This is a genomic window from Variovorax sp. GW821-FHT10D07 (genome assembly GCF_059415325.1).
The window spans coordinates 911,670-927,499 of sequence record NZ_JBWKMZ010000002.1 but is presented as its reverse complement, the minus strand read 5'-3'; the positions used below and the strand labels follow the sequence as shown (position 1 = coordinate 927,499).

Below are 15,830 nucleotides of genomic sequence, written 5' to 3'. Positions count from 1 at the left end.
CCCATGAGCCAAGCCACGCTGAAGCCAGGCACCATCCACCGCGAAGCCCTGCGCATCGCCGGCGAGCGCGTCTACCGCGACCGCACGATCGAGGTCACCTATCCCTACACCGGCGAGGTGATCGCCACCGTGCCCAAGGCCACGCTCGACGACGTGCGCAACGCGCTGCGCATCGCGCGCCACTACAAGCCCACGCTCACGCGCTACGAGCGCTACAAGATCCTGATGCGCGCGGGCGAGATCATCGCCTCGCGCCTCGACGAGATCTCGCGCACCATCACGCTCGAATCGGGCCTGTCGCGCAAGGACTCGCTCTACGAGGTGGGCCGCGCCTCCGACGTGCTGCTGTTCGCCGCCAACCAGGCGTTGGTCGACGACGGCCAGGTGTTCTCGTGCGACCTCACGCACCACGGCAAGAGCCGCAAGGTCTACACGCTGCGCGAGCCGCTGCAGGGCGCGATCACGGCCATCACGCCGTTCAACCATCCGCTCAACCAGGTGATCCACAAGGTGGCGCCGGCCATCGCCACCAACAACCGCATCGTGCTCAAGCCCAGCGAGAAGACGCCGCTGGCGGCCTTCCTGCTGGCCGACATCCTCTACGAGGCCGGCCTGCCGCCGCCGATGCTGTCGGTGCTCACGGGCGACCCGCGCGAGATCGCCGACGAGCTGCTGACCAACGCCGATGTCGACCTCGTCACCTTCACCGGCGGCGTGCCGATCGGCAAGTACATCGCGGCCAAGGCGGTCTACAAGCGCCAGATCCTCGAGCTCGGCGGCAACGACCCGATCATCGTGATGGACGATGCCGACATCGAGGAGGCGGCCACGCTCGCGGCCAGCGGCTCGTACAAGAACTCGGGCCAGCGCTGCACCGCGATCAAGCGCATGCTGGTGCACGAATCGGTGGCCGACCAGTTCGTCGAGCTGCTGGTGGCCAAGACCCGTGCGTTGAAGTACGGCGATCCGATGGATCCCGACACCGACATGGGCACGGTGATCGACGAGGCCGCCGCGAAGCAGTTCGAGGGCGTGGTCAACGAGGCCATCGCGGCCGGCGCGAAGCTGCTGTACGGCAACGAGCGCCGCGGCGCGCTGTATTCGCCGACGGTGCTCGACCGCGTCGATCCCGGGATGACGGTGGCCAAGCACGAGACCTTCGGACCCGTGTCGCCGGTGATCCGCTTCAAGACCATCGATGAGGCGATCCGCATCTCGAACGGCACGGCCTACGGCCTGTCGTCGTCGATCTGCACCAACCGGCTCGACCACATCACGCGCTTCATCCGCGAGCTCAACGTCGGCAGCGTCAACGTGCGCGAGGTGCCGGGCTACCGGCTCGAACTCACGCCCTTCGGCGGCATCAAGGACTCCGGCCTGGGCTACAAGGAAGGCGTGCTCGAGGCGATGAAGAGCTTCACCAACACCAAGACCTACTCGCTGCCCTGGTAACCATGAGCCTGAGCCTTCCCGACATCGTCGGCCTGTTCGAAACCAAGGGCCATGCCCAGTACGACGGCGAGCCCGTCACCCAGCTCGAGCATGCGCTGCAATCCGCGCACCTGGCCGAGCAGGAGGGGGCGGACAGCGCGCTGATCGCCGCCTCGCTGCTGCACGACCTGGGCCACCTGCTGCACGACTTCGGCGGCACACCGACGCAGCAGGGGCTCGACGACCTGCACCAGTACCGCTGCCTGCCGTTCCTGCGCGCGCTGTTCGGCCCGGCCACGCTGGAGCCGATCCGGCTGCACGTCGATGCCAAGCGCTTCCTGTGCGCGCGCGAGCCCGGTTACTTCGAGGCACTGTCGCCCGATTCGCAGCGCAGCCTGCAGCTGCAGGGCGGCGTGTTCGACTCGGCGCAGGCCAGTGCCTTCGAGGCGCTGCCCTACGCGAAGGACGCGGTGCGGCTGCGGCGCTGGGACGACACGGCCAAGTGCGCCGACGCGAAGACGCCGGACCTCGCGCATTACGTGCGGCACCTGGAGGCCGCGTTGAAGCCCGCTGCCATCGCGATATGAGCGCCGCGCCACCGGTCGTGCTGGCGCGCCGCCCGGCCACGCAGGAAGACGTGCCCTTCCTGCTCGCGCTGCGGCAGCGCACGATGAACGGCCACGTGGTGGCCTCGGGCGCCGAGGTCAGCGATGCACACCACATGGCGCGGCTGATGCACCGCTTCGAATGCGCCGAGGTGCTGCTGCACGAGGGCGAGCCGGTCGGCCTGCTCAAGGTGTCGCGCGATCCGCACGAGTGGGTGCTGATCCAGATCCAGCTCGCGCCCGGCTATCAGGGCGGCGGCATCGGCACCCGGCTGCTGGCCGAAGTCGTCGCCGAGGCCGGGCGCGCCGGCGTGGACCTCACGCTCAGCGTGCTCAAGGCGAATCCGGCCCGCGCGCTCTATGCGCGCTTCGGCTTCGTCGTCGAGCGCGAGTCCGAGTTTTCCTACGAGACGCGGCGCAAGCCCTGACCACCTACGGAGCCGCCATGCGCCCCTTCTGGATCGAACAGGCTCTCTTCAACGATGGCGACCTCGCACCCGCGCTGCAGGGCGAATGCGAGGCCGACCTCTGCATCGTCGGTGGCGGCTTCACCGGCCTGTGGACCGCGATCCAGGCCAAGCAGCAGGCGCCCACGCTCGACATCGTCATCCTCGAGAGCGACCTCTGCGGCGCCGGCGCGAGCGGCCGCAACGGCGGCTGCCTGCTCACCTGGTCGGCCAAGTTCCTGACCCTGCGCCGGCTGTTCGGCGAGGACGAGGCGGTGCGCCTGGTCAAGGCCTCGGAGGCGGCGGTGCAGCACATCGCCGACTTCTGCGCCGCCCACGGCATCGACGCCGAGCTGCGCCAGGACGGCACGCTCTACACCGCCACCTCGCCGGCCCAGGTCGGCACGCTCGATCCGATGATGCGCGCGCTCGAGGCACGCGACATCCATTCCTATCGCACGCTGCCGCCCGAGGAAGTGGCGCGGCGCTCGGGCTCGGCGCGCAACCTCGCGGGCGTGTATTCGCCGATCGCGGCCACCGTGCATCCGGGCAAGCTGGTGCGCGGGCTGCGGCGCGTGGCGCTGGCGATGGGCATCCGCATCCACGAGCGCACGCCGATGCTCGATTTCTCCACCGGTCATCCGGTCGTGGTGCGCACGCCAGCCGGCAGCGTGCGCGCGAACAAGCTGGTGCTCGCGATGAATGCCTGGATGGCCAGCCGCTTCGCGCAGTTCGAGCGCACCATCGCCATCGTGTCGAGCGACATGGTGATCACCGAGCGCTGCCCCGAGCTGCTCGCGCGCAGCGGCCTGGTCGACGGCGTGTCGGTGCTCGATTCGCGCACCTTCGTCTACTACTACCGCAGCACCGCCGATGGCCGCCTCATGCTGGGCAAGGGCGGCAACACCTTCGCCTGGGGCGGGCGCATGGCCAAGGTGTTCGACGAGCGCTCGCCCTACGAGGCCGAGCTCACGCAGGCGCTGCGTTCCTTCTTCCCGGCCCTGAGCGAAACGCCGATCACCGCGAGCTGGAACGGCCCGTCCGACCGCTCGGTCACGGGCTTCCCGTTCTTCGGCCGGCTCGATGGCGCGCCGCACATCTACTACGGCTTCGGCTACTCGGGCAACGGCGTCGGGCCGACCTACATGGGCGGGCAGATCCTGTCGTCGCTGGTGCTCGACCAGGACAACGCCTGGACGCGCAGCCCGATCACGAAGGGGCCGCTGGGCTACTTCCCGCCCGAGCCGGTGCGCTACGTGGGATCGATCGTGGTGCGCAATGCGATCCGCCGCAAGGAGCTCGCCGAGGACGAGAACCGGCAGCCGTGGCTGGTGGACCGCATGCTCAGCAAGCTCGCGAATGCCGCGGGCAAGGCCGACAAGGCCTGACCCGCGTTCCGTCGTTCAGGCCGTCTCGGCCAGCGCGTCGCCCAGCGCATTGATCATGCGATCGATCTCGGCCTTCTCCGAGATGAACGGCGGCGCGAGCTGGATGGTGTCGCCGCCGTAGCGCACGTAGAAGCCCTTCTTCCAGCAGTTCATCGCGATCTCGTAGGGACGGCGCGCCGGTTCGCCCGGCAGTGCGGCGATCGTGAGGCCGGCCGCGAGGCCGAAGTTGCGGATGTCGGTGACGTGCTTGCTGCCCTTGAGGCTGTGCACGGCGTTCTCGAAATGCGGCGCCAGCGCCTTCACGCGCGCGGGCATGTCTTCCTTCTGCAGCACGTCGAGCGCGGCGATGCCGGCGGCGCAGGCCACCGGGTGGGCCGAGTAGGTGTAGCCGTGCGGGAACTCGAGCATGTAGTCGGGGCCGCCCGCGGCCATGAAGGTGTCGTAGATCTCCTTGCTGGCGATCACGGCGCCCAGCGGCTGTGCACCGTTGGTGATCTGCTTGGCGGCGTTCATGATGTCGGGCACCACGCCGAAGGCATCGGCGCCGGTGAGCGTGCCGCAGCGGCCGAAGCCGGTGATGACCTCGTCGAAGATCAGCAGGATGTTGTGCGCGGTGCAGATGTCGCGCAGGCGCTTGAGGTAGCCCTGCGGCGGGATCACCACGCCGGCCGAACCGGCGAAAGGCTCGACGATGACGGCCGCGATGTTCGAGGCGTCGTGCAGCGCGATCAGGTCGAGCAGGCGGTCGGCCAGCTCGGCACCGTTCTCGGGCATGCCGCGCGTGAAGGCATTGGCCGCGAGCTGGGTGTGGGGCAGGTGGTCGGCCTCGACGCCCTGGCCGAACAGCTTGCGGTTGGCGCCGATGCCGCCGACCGAGATGCCGCCGAAGTTGACGCCGTGGTAGCCCTTCTCGCGGCCGATCAGCCGGGTCTTGCTCGCTTGGCCCTTGGCGCGCCAGTAGGCGCGCGCCATCTTGAGCGAAGTGTCGGCGGCCTCGGAGCCCGAGCCGGTGAAGAAGACGTAGTCGAGGCCCGCGGGCGTCAGTTCCTTGAGCTTGTTGGCGAGCTCGAAGGACAGCGGATGGCCGAACTGGAAGGCCGGCGAATAGTCGAGCCTGGCGATCTGGCGGCTCACCGCCTCGGTGATCTCGGGGCGGCCGTGGCCCAGGCCCGAGCACCACAGGCCCGAGAGGCCGTCGAAGATCTTGCGGCCTTCGTGGTCGGTGAAGTAGGCGCCCTTGGCCTCGACGATCAGGCGCGGGTCGGCCTTGAACTGGCGGTTGGCGGTGTAGGGCATCCAGTGCGCCTCGAGCCAGGCGGCATCGGTGCGCGGGGCCGGGTTGGCGAGATCGGGCGTGGCGAGGGTCATGGGTGCGTCCAGGTGGGGTGGGAAAGGTGACGCGACTATTGTTGGCAAGCCGTTCAGTGTGGAGAATGGCGCAATATCAATGTTCACTTGACGATCCATGCAAGTAAAAGAAGGCGCTTCCACGGCCCGCAGCCGTGCCGTCCTGGGCCAGCTCAGCGACATGGACCTGCGCCTGCTCAAGGTGTTCAAGAGCGTGGTCGATTGCGGCGGCATGGCGGCGGCCGAGCTCGAGCTCAACATCGGCACCTCGACCGTGAGCCGCCACGTGAAGGACCTCGAGACCCGGCTCGGCCTGGTGCTGTGCCGGCGCGGCCGGGCCGGCTTCGCGCTCACGGCCGAGGGCCAGCGCGTCTACGACGAGACGCTGCGGCTGCTCGCCTCGGTCGATGCCTTCCGCGGCAGCATCGACGACATCCACAACCGCATGGGCGGCCAGCTCGAGGTGGCGCTGTTCGACAAGACCGCGACCAATCCGCAGGCGCGCATCGGCGAGGCGATCGCGCGTTTTGCCGAGGTGGCGCCCGAGGTCAGTCTGGCGGTGCACGTGGGTTCGATCAACGCGATCGAGCAGGGCGTGCTCGAGGGCCACTTCCAGATCGGCATCATCCCGGCGCACCGCAGCTCGAAGAGCCTGGTCTACGAGGAGCTGTTCGGCGAGACCATGCTGCTGTATTGCGGCCGCGGCCATCCGCTGTTCGAGGCCAGCCATGCGAAGCTCACCTGGCCCAAGCTGCGCGAGCACCATTTCGCGGGCCTGGGCTACCACTCGCCCAACATGGAGCTCAGCCACCGCGCGCAGCTTTCGCGCAAGGCCACGGGCTTCGACCAGGAGGCGATCGCCACGCTGATCCTTTCAGGGCGCTTCCTGGGCTTCCTGCCCGACCACTATGCGCAGGTGTTCGAGCAGCGCGGGCTGATGCGCCCGGTGCTGCCCGAGCGCTTCCATTACGAATGCCGCTTCGTGAGTTTGCTGCGGCGTTCGCCGAAGCCTTCGCGCGCGGTGCTGGCGTTTCAGGCCTGCCTCACGGCGGCGCACCGCGGCAAATAGGAGACGCGCTCAGCGCTGGGCGTTGGGCACCAGCAGATGCTTGGCGCCGATGTGCGCCTCCATCTCGTGCATGTGCTGCTCGGCGTCGACCATGTGCTCGCTCATCAGCCGCTGCACCGTCGCGGCGTCCTCCTTGCGGTAGGCCGCCAGCAGCTGCGTGTGGTAGTCGACGTTGGCCTCGCCGAAGTGATGGTGGTCGAGCGCCTTCTTGTAGACCACGAGGTCGCGCAGCAGGTCGTTGAGGAAGCGGCACATGAAGGACAGCACCGGGTTGGGGCAGGCCTCGGCCAGGATGGTGTGGAAGGCCAGCTCGGCCTCGCGCTGGATGCGCTGCTCGTCCTCGGAGGTCGGCTCCTTCGTGCACAGGCGCACGTTCTCCTCGAGCCGCTCGAACATCTCGGGCGTGAGCCGCCCCACCACGCTGACCGCGAGCTCGGGCTCGAGCGCCTTGCGCAGCTGGTAGATGTGGTGGCCGTCGAGGTGGTGGAAGTGCAGGAAGTTGCGCAGCGGCTCCGACGCATGCTCGACCGACACCTGCTGCAGGTAGGCGCCGCCGCCGGGCCCGGTGCGGATCGAGATCAGGCCGCTGACCTCGAGCGCCTTGAGCGCCTCGCGCACCGTGCTCTTCGAATAGCCGAACAGCTCGATCAGTTCCTTCTCGTTCGGCAGCCGGTCGCCGGGCTGCTTGCGCTCGGCCACGATCCAGCGCTTCACGTCCTCGACGATGACGTCCGAGAGCTTTTGTCGCTTCGGGCGGTGTTGCCCCACTGTCATGCCCACGCTCGATATCCCTCGGGAGATGCGCGGAATGCGCAACAGCGCGCGATCTTACCCAGCGGTACTGGATGCATCGGCGTGGTGCGCGCGGGCGGGGCGAGGGGGCCGCGAAGTCGGTGGTTTTTGGGCACGGGGATTGCTAGCGGGTTTTTACCAGCATATTAATCCTATTTATCCGCTTAAATTCGCCGCGACCGCGGACGCCCATCCCTCTACACCCTCACCACGACGGAGTTCCTCTTGCAACGCAGACACCTTCTCCAACTGGCCGCCCTGTCGGCCGCTCCCGCTTCCCTGCTGGCCGGCCGCTCGGCCTTTGCGCAATCGGCCGAGGCGATCCGCTTCGGCTGCCCGGTGCCGATGTCGGGCGCCTTCGCGGCCAACGGCAAGTTCGCCGACCTCGGCATGAAGCTGGCGACCGAGCAGTACGGCAGCGTGCTCAAGCGCCCGCTGGCCTACACGGTGCTCGACACCGAGGGCAAGCCCGCGACCGCGGTGCGCAAGGTGCAGGAAGCCTCGCAGCAGCAGGGCGCGAAGTTCTTCGCGGGCGGCATCCTGTCGTCGGAAGCGCTGGCCATGGGCAAGGAGGCCGAGAAGGCCGGCGGCCTGTTCATCACCACCGCGGGCGCCGACGAGATCACCGGCAAGGACTGTAACCCCGCCACCTTCCGCTGGTCGGTGCCCACCTTCGGCGCCATCGAGCAGACGGTGCGCCCGCTGGTCGCGCAGATGCCCAAGGCCAAGCGCTGGTACACGATCACGCCGCAGTACGTGTTCGGCGACGGCCTCTTGAGCGCGGCCAAGACCATCTTCCAGGAGAAGGGCATCGAGCACGTGGGCAACAGCTACCACTCGCTCAACGAGAAGGAGTTCAGCGGCTACCTCACCAATGCGATGGCCGCCAAGCCCGACGTGCTGCTGCTGCTGAACTTCGGCGCGCAGTCCTCGGCCGCGCTGCGCCAGGCGGTGAGCTTCGGCATGCACAAGAACATGACGATCCTGATGGCCTGGGCCTCGGGGCTCGAACAGTTCGACGAGCTCGGCGCCGACCTCTGCGATGGCGTGTACTTCGGTGCGCAGTACTGGCACACGGTGGATGCGCCGCTCAACAAGGAGCTGGTCAAGCGCACCGCCGACAAGCTCAAGATCGTGCCCAACTACAGCCTCGCGGGCTCGTACATCTGCACCAAGATCCTGATCGACGGCATCGTGAAGGCCGGCACGGTCGACCAGAAGGCCGTGATCGCCGCGCTCGAGGGCATGAAGTTCGACGGCCTCACGGGCGGCGAGGAGATCCGCAAGGCCGACCACCAGGTGGTGAAGGACTACTACCTGCTCAAGGGCAAGGCCAAGTCGAAGATGAAGGACGCGGCCGACTACGTCGACGTCGTAAGCGCCGGCAAGTCCTTCCTGCCGGTCGACAAGACGGGCTGCAAGCTGGCCTGAGTCACGCCGGTTCCGCGATCTCGTCCGCGCCACCGCGGTGGCGCGGCGGGGCGCGGTCCGCCCGCACGCTCCATTCCCCACACCCATGTCCGTCTACCTGCTCCAGACCATCAACGGCATCGGCATCGGCATGCTGTATTTCCTGCTGGCCGTCGGCCTGTCGATCGTGTTCGGCCTGCTGCGCTTCGTGAACTTCGCGCATGGCGCCTTCTACCTGCTGGGCGCCTACCTGTGCTTCCAGGCGCTGCAGTGGGGCCTGAACTTCTGGGCCGCGCTGGTGCTGGTGCCGCTGGCCGTCGGCGCGCTCGGCTGGCTGGCTGAGAAGCTGCTGCTGCGCCGCGTGTACGCGAAGGCGCATGAATTCCACATCCTCGTCACCGTGGGCCTGGCGCTCGCGGTGCAGGAGATCGTGATCGTCTTCTGGGGCCCGCTGGGCAACAGCGTGCCCACGCCCGACCTGCTGCAGGGCGTGGTGATGTGGGGCAGCTTCATCTATCCGAAGTACCGGCTGTTCGTGATCGGCTTCACCGCCGTGCTCGCGGTGCTGCTGTGGTGGGTGCTCGAGGGCACGCGCCTGGGCAGCGCGGTGCGCGCGGGCAGCGAGTCGACCGAGATGGTCTCGCTGCTCGGCATCAACGTGTTCCGCGTCTTCAGCCTGGTGTTTGCGCTCGGCGCGGCCACGGCGGCGCTGGCCGGCGTGCTGGCCGCGCCGATCCGCGGCGCCGAGCCCTTCATGGGCGTGGAGGCGCTCGGCGTGGCCTTCGTGGTGGTGGTGATCGGCGGGCTCGGCAGCTTCGGCGGCGCGCTGGTCGGCGGCCTGCTGATCGGCATCGTGCAGAGCCTGATGAGCACCCTGTGGCCGCCCGGTGCGAGCCTGATGATCTACATCGCGATGGCGGCCGTGCTGCTGCTGCGCCCGCATGGCCTGCTCGGCCGCAGAGGATGAACGCCATGCCCAGAAAAATCACTTTCCTGCTGGCCCTGGCCGTCACGCTGGCGCTGCCGCTCTTCATGCGCTCGGGTTCGCTCGCGAGCGAGGTGCTGATCTACGCGCTCGCCGCGCTCGGCTGCAACCTGCTCTTGGGCTACACGGGCCTGCTGTCCTTCGGCCAGGGCATCTTCTTCGGCCTCGGCAGCTACACCATCGCGATCCTGCTCACGCGGCTCGCGCTGCCGATGCCGCTGGCCCTGCTCGCGGCCATCGGCATGGGCGCGCTCGGCGCTGCGCTGGTCGGCTGGGTCGCGATCCGCCAGCGCGGCACCTACTTCGTGATGCTCACGCTGGCCTTCGCGCAGATGTTCTATTTCGTGGCCTACACGGCCTCGGGCCTGACCGGTGGCGACAACGGCCTGCTCGACGTGCCGCGCCCGGGCTTCATGGACACGCCGTGGAAGTACTACGCCTTCGTGGCCGTGATGTTCCTGATCGCCTTCGGCCTGCTGCTGCGCGTGACCGACTCGGTGTTCGGCCGCACGCTGCTGGCGATCCGCGACAACGGCGACCGCGCCGCCGCGGTGGGCTACGACCTGCGGCGCTTCAAGCTGCTGGCCTTCGTGATCTCGGGCGCCGTCACCGGCCTCGCGGGCGGGCTGCACGCCATGATGACCGGCATCGCGCCGCTGTCGAACGCCGAGTACCACACGAGCGAGATGATCCTGGTCATCACCGTGATCGGCGGCACCGGCAACCTGTTCGCCTCGGTGCTCGGTTCGGCCTTCTACGTGCTGCTGGCCGACTGGCTCTCCACGCTGTGGCCGCGCTGGCTGCTGCTGCTGGGGCTGCTGCTGATCGGCGTGAGCATCGGCATGCAGCGCGGCCTCTGGGGGCTGGGCGAGAGCGCCTGGCGACGCATCTTCGGGAAGGGCGCGCAAGGCGCCGGCGCCTCCGCCGCGCAGGGAGAAAAAGCATGAGCGACGTCCTCATCGAAGCCGTCGGCGTCACCAAGCACTACGGCAAGTTCGCCGCGCTCGGCGGCGTCGACCTCCGAATCCGCCGCAACACCGTGCACTCGGTGATCGGTCCGAACGGCGCGGGCAAGACCACGCTGTTCCACATGCTCACGGGCACCGGCACCACCACCGGCGGGCGCATCCTGTTCGACGGCCACGACGTGACGCGCGAGCCCGACCACCGCCGCGTGCAGCGCGGCATGGCGCGCTCGTTCCAGGTCACGAGCCTGTTCGGCAGCCTCGCGGTGCGCGAGAACCTGCGCGTGGCGGCGCAGGGCATCGCGCCGCGCCAGGCCATGAACTGCTGGCGCGCGCCGGTCGGCGAGCTGGCCTGCAAGGCGATCGTGGACGAGGTGCTGCAGCGCGTGGGCCTCGAGCGTTTCGCCAACGTGCCGGCGGCCGAGCTCTCGCACGGCCAGCAGCGGCGGCTCGAGGTCGGCATGGCGCTGGCCGCGCGGCCGAAGGCGATCTTCCTCGACGAGCCGACCTCGGGCATGGGCATCGACGACCTCGACGACATGAAGCAGCTGATCCGCGGACTGCGCGAGGAGCACACCGTGGTGCTGATCGAACACAACATGAACATCGTGATGGACATCTCCGACACCGTGACCGTGATGCAGCTGGGCCGTGTGCTGGCCGAGGGGCTGCCGGGCGACATCCGTGCCGATGCGCGCGTGCGCAGCGCCTACCTCGGCAACATGATCACGGGAGGCAAGGCATGAGCGGCGGGAACATCCTCGAGGTCGAGGGCCTGCATGCGCACTACGGCAAGAGCCACGTGCTGCAGGGCGTGTCGCTGCGCGTGGGCGAGGCCGAGCTGGTGACGCTGCTGGGCCGCAACGGCGCGGGCAAGTCGACCACGCTCAAGAGCATCGCGGGCGCGGTCACGCCCACGGCCGGGCGCGTGCGCTTCCAGGGCGCCGACATCGCGGGCCAGCCCGCGCACCGCATCGCCGCGCGCGGCGTCTGCCTGGTGCCCGAACATCGCGGCATCTTCAAGCTGCTGACGGTCGAGGAGAACCTGCTGCTCGGTCAGCGGCGCGAGTCGCCGTGGCAGCTCGACGACATCTACCGCATCTTTCCGCGCCTGAAGGAGCGGCGCCGCAATGGCGGCGGCCAGCTCTCGGGCGGCGAGCAGCAGATGCTGGCGATCGGCCGCGCGCTGATGAACCACCCGCGCCTGCTGATCCTCGACGAGCCCGTCGAAGGCCTGGCGCCGGTGATCGTGGAGGAGATCGTCGCGCAGCTGAAAACCATCAAGGCCGCGGGTGTCGCCATCCTGCTGGTCGAGCAGAACCTCGAGGTGTGCGTGCAGCTCGCGGATCGCCACTACATTGTGGAGCAGGGCGTGATCGTGCATGAGGCCGGCAACGCCGCCTTCATGGCCGACCACGACGTGAAGGACCGCTACCTCGGCGTCGGCCTCGCCTGAAGCCTCCCGTCTTCCAGACCTCATTCGCAGAACCATGACGACAACCATCGAAACTTCTTCCGCACCCGATGTGCGCGCCCTCCGCATCGACGGCCAGCGCCTCTGGGATTCGCTGATGCAGCTGGCCCAGGTCGGCGCCACCGAGAAGGGCGGCGTGTGCCGCCTCGCCCTGACCGACCTCGATCGCCAGGGCCGCGACCTGTTCGTGCGCTGGGCGCGCGAGGCGGGCTGCGAGGTGCGGGTGGATGCCATCGGCAACATCTTTGCGCGCCGTGCCGGCCGCAACAACGCGCTGCCGCCCGTCACCACCGGCAGCCACATCGACACGCAGCCCACGGGCGGCAAGTTCGACGGCAACTACGGCGTGCTCGCGGGGCTGGAGGTGATCCGCGCGCTCAACGACGCGAAGGTGCTGACCGAAGCGCCGCTCGAAGTGGCGGTGTGGACCAATGAAGAAGGCTCGCGCTTCGTGCCGGTGATGATGGGCTCGGGTGTGTTCGTCGATGCCTTCACGCTGGAACACGCGCTCGCGCAGCGCGACACCGAGGGCGTGAGCGTGGCGCAGGCGCTCGATGCGATCGGCTATGCGGGCACGGTGCCCGCCTCGGCGGCCGCATCGCCCGTGGGCGCGTACTTCGAAGCGCATATCGAGCAGGGCCCGGTGCTCGAGGCCAATGCGCGCGTGATCGGCGTGGTCGAAGGTGCCCTCGGCCAGCGCTGGTACGACGTCGTGGTGCAGGGCATGGAAGCGCATGCCGGCCCCACCCCGATGGAACTGCGCAAGGACGCGCTGCTCGCCGCCGCCGAACTCGTGATCGAGGTCAACCGCATCGCGCTCGCGCACGCACCGCATGCGCGCGGCACGGTCGGCTGGATCGACAACTACCCGAACTCGCGCAACGTGATTCCGGGCCGGGTCAAGCTCAGCGTGGATCTGCGCGCGGCGGACGACACGGTGCTGTCGGCCATGGACGCGGCACTGAAGGACGCCGTGCTGCGCCTCGCCTCCGCCGGCAAGGTGGAGGCGACGGTGGAGCAGGTCGTGTACTTCCCGCCCCAGCCTTTCACGCCCGGGCTCGTGTCCGCGGTGCGCGACGCCGCGCAGGCGCAGGGCCTGACGTGGATGAACGTGATCAGCGGCGCGGGCCACGATGCGGTGTACCTCGCCCGCGTGTGCCCCACGGCGATGATCTTCGTGCCGTGCCTCGACGGCATCAGCCACAACGAGATCGAGGACGCCGAACCCGAGCACCTCGAAGCCGGCTGCAACGTGCTGCTGCAGGCGATGGTGCAGAGCGCGGGAGTGGCGGCGTGAATGCGCTCTTGCGCCGCATCGGCCTGCGCGTCGTCGCGATGGGCATGGTCGCGGCATCGACGGCCGCCCTGGCGGCCGGGGAGCCGATCCTGGTCGGCCAATCCGCCGTGCTCACCGGCCCGTTCACGCCCAACAGCCTCGCGTTCATGGAGGGGCAGACGCTGTTCTTCGACCAGTTGAACAAGGCGGGCGGCATCGGTGGCCGGCCCGTCAGGATGATCACCTACGACGACGCCTACATCGGCGAGAAGGCCGCGGCCAATGCCGAGAAACTGCTCGGCACCGAACGCGTCGTCTGCCTGTTCGGCACCATGGGCACGGGCATCGGTGCGGCCATGGTTCCAGTGGCCGCGAAGTACGACAGCTTCATCTTCGGCGGATTGACCGGCGCGGCGGTGCTGCGCGGGCCGAAGGTGCCGATCTATCACGTGCGGGAGTCGTATGCCGACGAAGTCGCGCGCGTGATGAACCACCTGAACACCATCGGCGTGACGCGCATCGCGATCGTCTCCAGCGACGACGCCTATGGCAAGGGCATCGAGAAAGACGCGCTGGCCGCGCTCGAGAAGAACAAGCTGCCGGCCTTGCTGTCGTTGCGTTTCGACCCGAAGGAAAAGGACCATCCCGCCATCGCGCAGCAGGTGATCGCGAGCGGGGCGCAGGCGGTGTACGTCATCGCGGCCGGCATGCCGGCGATCAACATCATCCGCTCGCTGGTGGCGGCGCCCGTTCATCCGCAGATCTACACGAACTCGGTGGCGAGCTCGTTCCTCCTCTACAAGGAGCTGGGCGAGAAGAGCCGCGGCATCGTGCTGTCGCAAGTGGTGCCGCCGTTCTGGAAGACGCGCTTCCCCATCGTCGACGAGTACCAGCGCGCGCGCAAGGCCGCCAGCAGCGAAGGCGAGGGCTCCTACCTCGGGCTGGAGGGCTACATCACGGCCAAGGCCTTTGCCGAAGCGCTGCAGCGCGTGAAGGGGCCGATCACCACCGAATCGCTGCGACGCAGCATCGAGAACTCGCTGCCCATGAACCTGAACGGCTTCCAGCTCGCGTTCCGGCCCGACAACCGCAACGGCTCCAGCTTCGGCGACATCACGATGCTGGGAAGCGCCGGAAAGTTTGCCCAATGAAAGTACTGATCGCACGTCTCAACCACGAGACCAACACCTTCTCGCCCGTGCCCACGCCGCTCGCGGCCTTCGGGCCCGACGGCCCGACCTTCGGCGCGCAGGCGTACCGCGACAACAAGGGCATGCGCACCGCGATGTCGGCCTTCATCGACCTGGCCGAGGCGGCCGGCGCGGAGCTGGTCACGCCGGTGTCGGCCTCGGCCAACCCGAGCGGGCCGGTCGATGCGAGCGCCTACGACGCGCTCACGCAACGCATCGTCGACGCGGCGCCGGGCTGCGACGCGATCCTGCTCGACCTGCATGGCGCGATGGTGGCCCACAACAGCGCGGACGGCGAGGGCGACCTGCTGCTGCGGCTGCGCGCGGCCGCACCCGGCGTGCCGATCGGCGTGGCGCTCGACCTGCATGCCAACGTCACGCCCGCGATGGTGGAGAACGCCGACGTGATCGTGGGCTTCAAGACCTATCCGCACGTCGACATGTACGAGACCGGCGAACACGCGGGCCGGCTGCTGTTCGACCTGCTCGCGGGGCGCGGGCGGCCCGCGATGCGCTGGCATTCGCTGCCGCTGATGGCCCACACGCTGCGCAGCGCCTCCTACACCGGCGCGATGCAGCGCGCGATCGATGCCGCGCGCGCGGCCGAGGCCTCGGGCGAGTCGCTCGCGGTGTCGATCCTCGCGGGCTTCTCGCTGTCGGACATCGAGGCGCCGTGCATGAGCGTGATCGTGGTCGACGCGCAGTCGGGCGAGCGCGCGCAGGCCACGGCCGATCGCATCGCGGCGCAGATGTGGCGCGAGCGCGAGGCCTTCGTCTACGACAGCGAGCCGCTGGCCGACTCGATCGCGCGCGCGAAGCAGCTGGCCGCAGGCGCCGAACGGCCGGTGCTGCTGCTCGACCACGGCGACAACTGCATGTCGGGCGGCAGCTGCGACACCATGGACGTGCTGCAGGAAGCGTTGGCCCAGGGGCTCGAGGGCATCGGCGTCGGGCCGCTGTGCGATCCCGAGGCGGTGGCCGAACTGATCGCGGCGGGCGAGGGCGCGCGCGTGACGGTGGCGCTGGGCAACAAGGTCTCGCTGGCCGGCATCGGCCGCGAGAACGCTCCGGTGCGGCTCACGGGCACGGTGCGCAGCATCTGCGATGGCGAGTACGTCATCACCGGCCCGACCTACACCGGCCAGCGCGCCAGCATGGGCCGCACCGTGCTGTTCGACATCGGCGCCGCGCGCATCGTGGTCACCGAGCGCACGCAGGAGCCGTGGGACATCGGCGTGTTCGCATGCACGGGACTCGATCCGCGCCAGGAGCGCTTCCTGCTGCTGAAGTCGCGCATGTACTGCCGGCCGGTGTTCGAGCCGCTCGCGGCCGCGCTGGTGGAGTGCGACAGCCGTGGCGTGACCAGTTCGGACTACGGGCTGTTCCCGTTCGGCAAGGTGCGGCGGCCGGTGTTTCCGCTCGACCCGATCTGAAGGCTTTCATGACCTCCCG

General features: G+C 68.8%; 15 protein-coding genes. 13 read left to right on the top strand and 2 right to left on the bottom strand.

The genetic code is table 11. The features are described from left to right. Nucleotides 1-3 precede the first annotated feature (3 nt). The 4 genes from phnY to AC07PU_RS09640 are packed head-to-tail and all read left to right on the top strand — an operon-like array spanning nucleotide 4 to nucleotide 3,870. Nucleotides 4-1,452, top strand: a complete 1,449-nt coding sequence (gene phnY / locus AC07PU_RS09655; protein ID WP_495317017.1) for a phosphonoacetaldehyde dehydrogenase — start codon at nucleotides 4-6, stop codon at nucleotides 1,450-1,452. Nucleotides 1,453-1,454: 2 nt separating this feature from the next. After that, nucleotides 1,455-2,018 carry a phosphonate degradation HD-domain oxygenase gene (locus AC07PU_RS09650; protein ID WP_495317014.1) on the top strand — a complete coding sequence of 188 codons (564 nt, stop codon included), beginning with the start codon at nucleotides 1,455-1,457 and terminating at the stop codon, nucleotides 2,016-2,018. Further along, the gene (locus AC07PU_RS09645; protein WP_495317012.1) at nucleotides 2,015-2,464 is read left to right on the top strand and encodes a GNAT family N-acetyltransferase; all 450 of its coding nucleotides are present in this window, start codon (nucleotides 2,015-2,017) and stop codon (nucleotides 2,462-2,464) included. The genes AC07PU_RS09650 and AC07PU_RS09645 overlap by 4 nt, the downstream gene beginning before the upstream one ends. 17 nt (nucleotides 2,465-2,481) lie before the next feature. Next, nucleotides 2,482-3,870, top strand: a complete 1,389-nt coding sequence (locus AC07PU_RS09640) for an FAD-dependent oxidoreductase (RefSeq protein ID WP_495317010.1) — start codon at nucleotides 2,482-2,484, stop codon at nucleotides 3,868-3,870. A 15-nt stretch (nucleotides 3,871-3,885) separates the two neighbouring features. Here AC07PU_RS09640 and aptA read toward each other — a convergent pair whose 3' ends face one another. Continuing rightward, entirely contained in the window at nucleotides 3,886-5,238 is a 1,353-nt protein-coding gene (aptA, locus tag AC07PU_RS09635) for an omega-aminotransferase AptA (RefSeq protein ID WP_208512026.1), read from the bottom strand. 97 nt (nucleotides 5,239-5,335) lie between these two features. Here aptA and AC07PU_RS09630 point away from each other — a divergent pair, with 97 nt between their 5' ends. After that, a complete protein-coding gene (locus tag AC07PU_RS09630; protein ID WP_208512027.1) occupies nucleotides 5,336-6,286 on the top strand; it encodes a LysR family transcriptional regulator in 951 nt (316 codons plus the stop codon). Between the two features lie 9 nt (nucleotides 6,287-6,295). Here AC07PU_RS09630 and AC07PU_RS09625 read toward each other — a convergent pair whose 3' ends face one another. Then, nucleotides 6,296-7,060: a FadR/GntR family transcriptional regulator gene (locus AC07PU_RS09625; protein WP_296781662.1), complete on the bottom strand. Its 765-nt coding sequence runs from the start codon at nucleotides 7,058-7,060 to the stop codon at nucleotides 6,296-6,298. A gap of 243 nt (nucleotides 7,061-7,303) precedes the next feature. Between AC07PU_RS09625 and AC07PU_RS09620 the strand changes: the two genes are divergently transcribed. The 8 genes from AC07PU_RS09620 (at nucleotide 7,304) to AC07PU_RS09585 (ending at nucleotide 15,811) form a co-directional block, all read left to right on the top strand. Then, nucleotides 7,304-8,509, top strand: a complete 1,206-nt coding sequence (locus AC07PU_RS09620; protein WP_495317007.1) for an ABC transporter substrate-binding protein — start codon at nucleotides 7,304-7,306, stop codon at nucleotides 8,507-8,509. An 85-nt stretch (nucleotides 8,510-8,594) separates the two neighbouring features. Then, on the top strand, nucleotides 8,595-9,455 hold the full coding sequence (locus AC07PU_RS09615) for a branched-chain amino acid ABC transporter permease (RefSeq protein WP_057589571.1): 861 nt from the start codon (nucleotides 8,595-8,597) through the stop codon (nucleotides 9,453-9,455). A 5-nt stretch (nucleotides 9,456-9,460) separates the two neighbouring features. Continuing rightward, nucleotides 9,461-10,420: a branched-chain amino acid ABC transporter permease gene (locus tag AC07PU_RS09610; protein WP_495317004.1), complete on the top strand. Its 960-nt coding sequence runs from the start codon at nucleotides 9,461-9,463 to the stop codon at nucleotides 10,418-10,420. Then, nucleotides 10,417-11,184, top strand: coding sequence for an ABC transporter ATP-binding protein (locus AC07PU_RS09605; protein ID WP_398500432.1), 768 nt, complete (start codon nucleotides 10,417-10,419; stop codon nucleotides 11,182-11,184). The genes AC07PU_RS09610 and AC07PU_RS09605 overlap by 4 nt, the downstream gene beginning before the upstream one ends. Beyond that, nucleotides 11,181-11,894, top strand: a complete 714-nt coding sequence (locus AC07PU_RS09600; RefSeq protein ID WP_495317001.1) for an ABC transporter ATP-binding protein — start codon at nucleotides 11,181-11,183, stop codon at nucleotides 11,892-11,894. The genes AC07PU_RS09605 and AC07PU_RS09600 overlap by 4 nt, the downstream gene beginning before the upstream one ends. Before the next feature lie 34 nt (nucleotides 11,895-11,928). Next, on the top strand, nucleotides 11,929-13,209 hold the full coding sequence (locus tag AC07PU_RS09595; RefSeq protein WP_495316999.1) for a Zn-dependent hydrolase: 1,281 nt from the start codon (nucleotides 11,929-11,931) through the stop codon (nucleotides 13,207-13,209). Continuing rightward, nucleotides 13,206-14,339, top strand: coding sequence for an ABC transporter substrate-binding protein (locus AC07PU_RS09590; protein WP_495316997.1), 1,134 nt, complete (start codon nucleotides 13,206-13,208; stop codon nucleotides 14,337-14,339). The genes AC07PU_RS09595 and AC07PU_RS09590 overlap by 4 nt, the downstream gene beginning before the upstream one ends. Further along, nucleotides 14,336-15,811: a M81 family metallopeptidase gene (locus AC07PU_RS09585; RefSeq protein WP_495316995.1), complete on the top strand. Its 1,476-nt coding sequence runs from the start codon at nucleotides 14,336-14,338 to the stop codon at nucleotides 15,809-15,811. Before AC07PU_RS09590 ends, AC07PU_RS09585 begins: the two co-directional genes overlap by 4 nt. The last annotated feature ends 19 nt before the right edge of the window (nucleotides 15,812-15,830 follow it).

What these genes read in the sequence shown, in the direction of transcription:
- AC07PU_RS09630 (WP_208512027.1), top strand. Translation starts at nt 5,336, where the DNA reads ATGCAAGTAAAAGAAGGCGCTTCCACGGCCCGCAGCCGTGCCGTCCTG.
- AC07PU_RS09645 (WP_495317012.1), top strand. Translation starts at nt 2,015, where the DNA reads ATGAGCGCCGCGCCACCGGTCGTGCTGGCGCGCCGCCCGGCCACGCAG.
- AC07PU_RS09640 (WP_495317010.1), top strand. Translation starts at nt 2,482, where the DNA reads ATGCGCCCCTTCTGGATCGAACAGGCTCTCTTCAACGATGGCGACCTC.
- AC07PU_RS09615 (WP_057589571.1), top strand. Translation starts at nt 8,595, where the DNA reads ATGTCCGTCTACCTGCTCCAGACCATCAACGGCATCGGCATCGGCATG.
- AC07PU_RS09650 (WP_495317014.1), top strand. Translation starts at nt 1,455, where the DNA reads ATGAGCCTGAGCCTTCCCGACATCGTCGGCCTGTTCGAAACCAAGGGC.
- AC07PU_RS09595 (WP_495316999.1), top strand. Translation starts at nt 11,929, where the DNA reads ATGACGACAACCATCGAAACTTCTTCCGCACCCGATGTGCGCGCCCTC.
- AC07PU_RS09625 (WP_296781662.1), bottom strand. Translation starts at nt 7,060, where the DNA reads ATGACAGTGGGGCAACACCGCCCGAAGCGACAAAAGCTCTCGGACGTC.
- AC07PU_RS09605 (WP_398500432.1), top strand. Translation starts at nt 10,417, where the DNA reads ATGAGCGACGTCCTCATCGAAGCCGTCGGCGTCACCAAGCACTACGGC.
- aptA (WP_208512026.1), bottom strand. Translation starts at nt 5,238, where the DNA reads ATGACCCTCGCCACGCCCGATCTCGCCAACCCGGCCCCGCGCACCGAT.
- AC07PU_RS09585 (WP_495316995.1), top strand. Translation starts at nt 14,336, where the DNA reads ATGAAAGTACTGATCGCACGTCTCAACCACGAGACCAACACCTTCTCG.
- phnY (WP_495317017.1), top strand. Translation starts at nt 4, where the DNA reads ATGAGCCAAGCCACGCTGAAGCCAGGCACCATCCACCGCGAAGCCCTG.
- AC07PU_RS09600 (WP_495317001.1), top strand. Translation starts at nt 11,181, where the DNA reads ATGAGCGGCGGGAACATCCTCGAGGTCGAGGGCCTGCATGCGCACTAC.
- AC07PU_RS09610 (WP_495317004.1), top strand. Translation starts at nt 9,461, where the DNA reads ATGCCCAGAAAAATCACTTTCCTGCTGGCCCTGGCCGTCACGCTGGCG.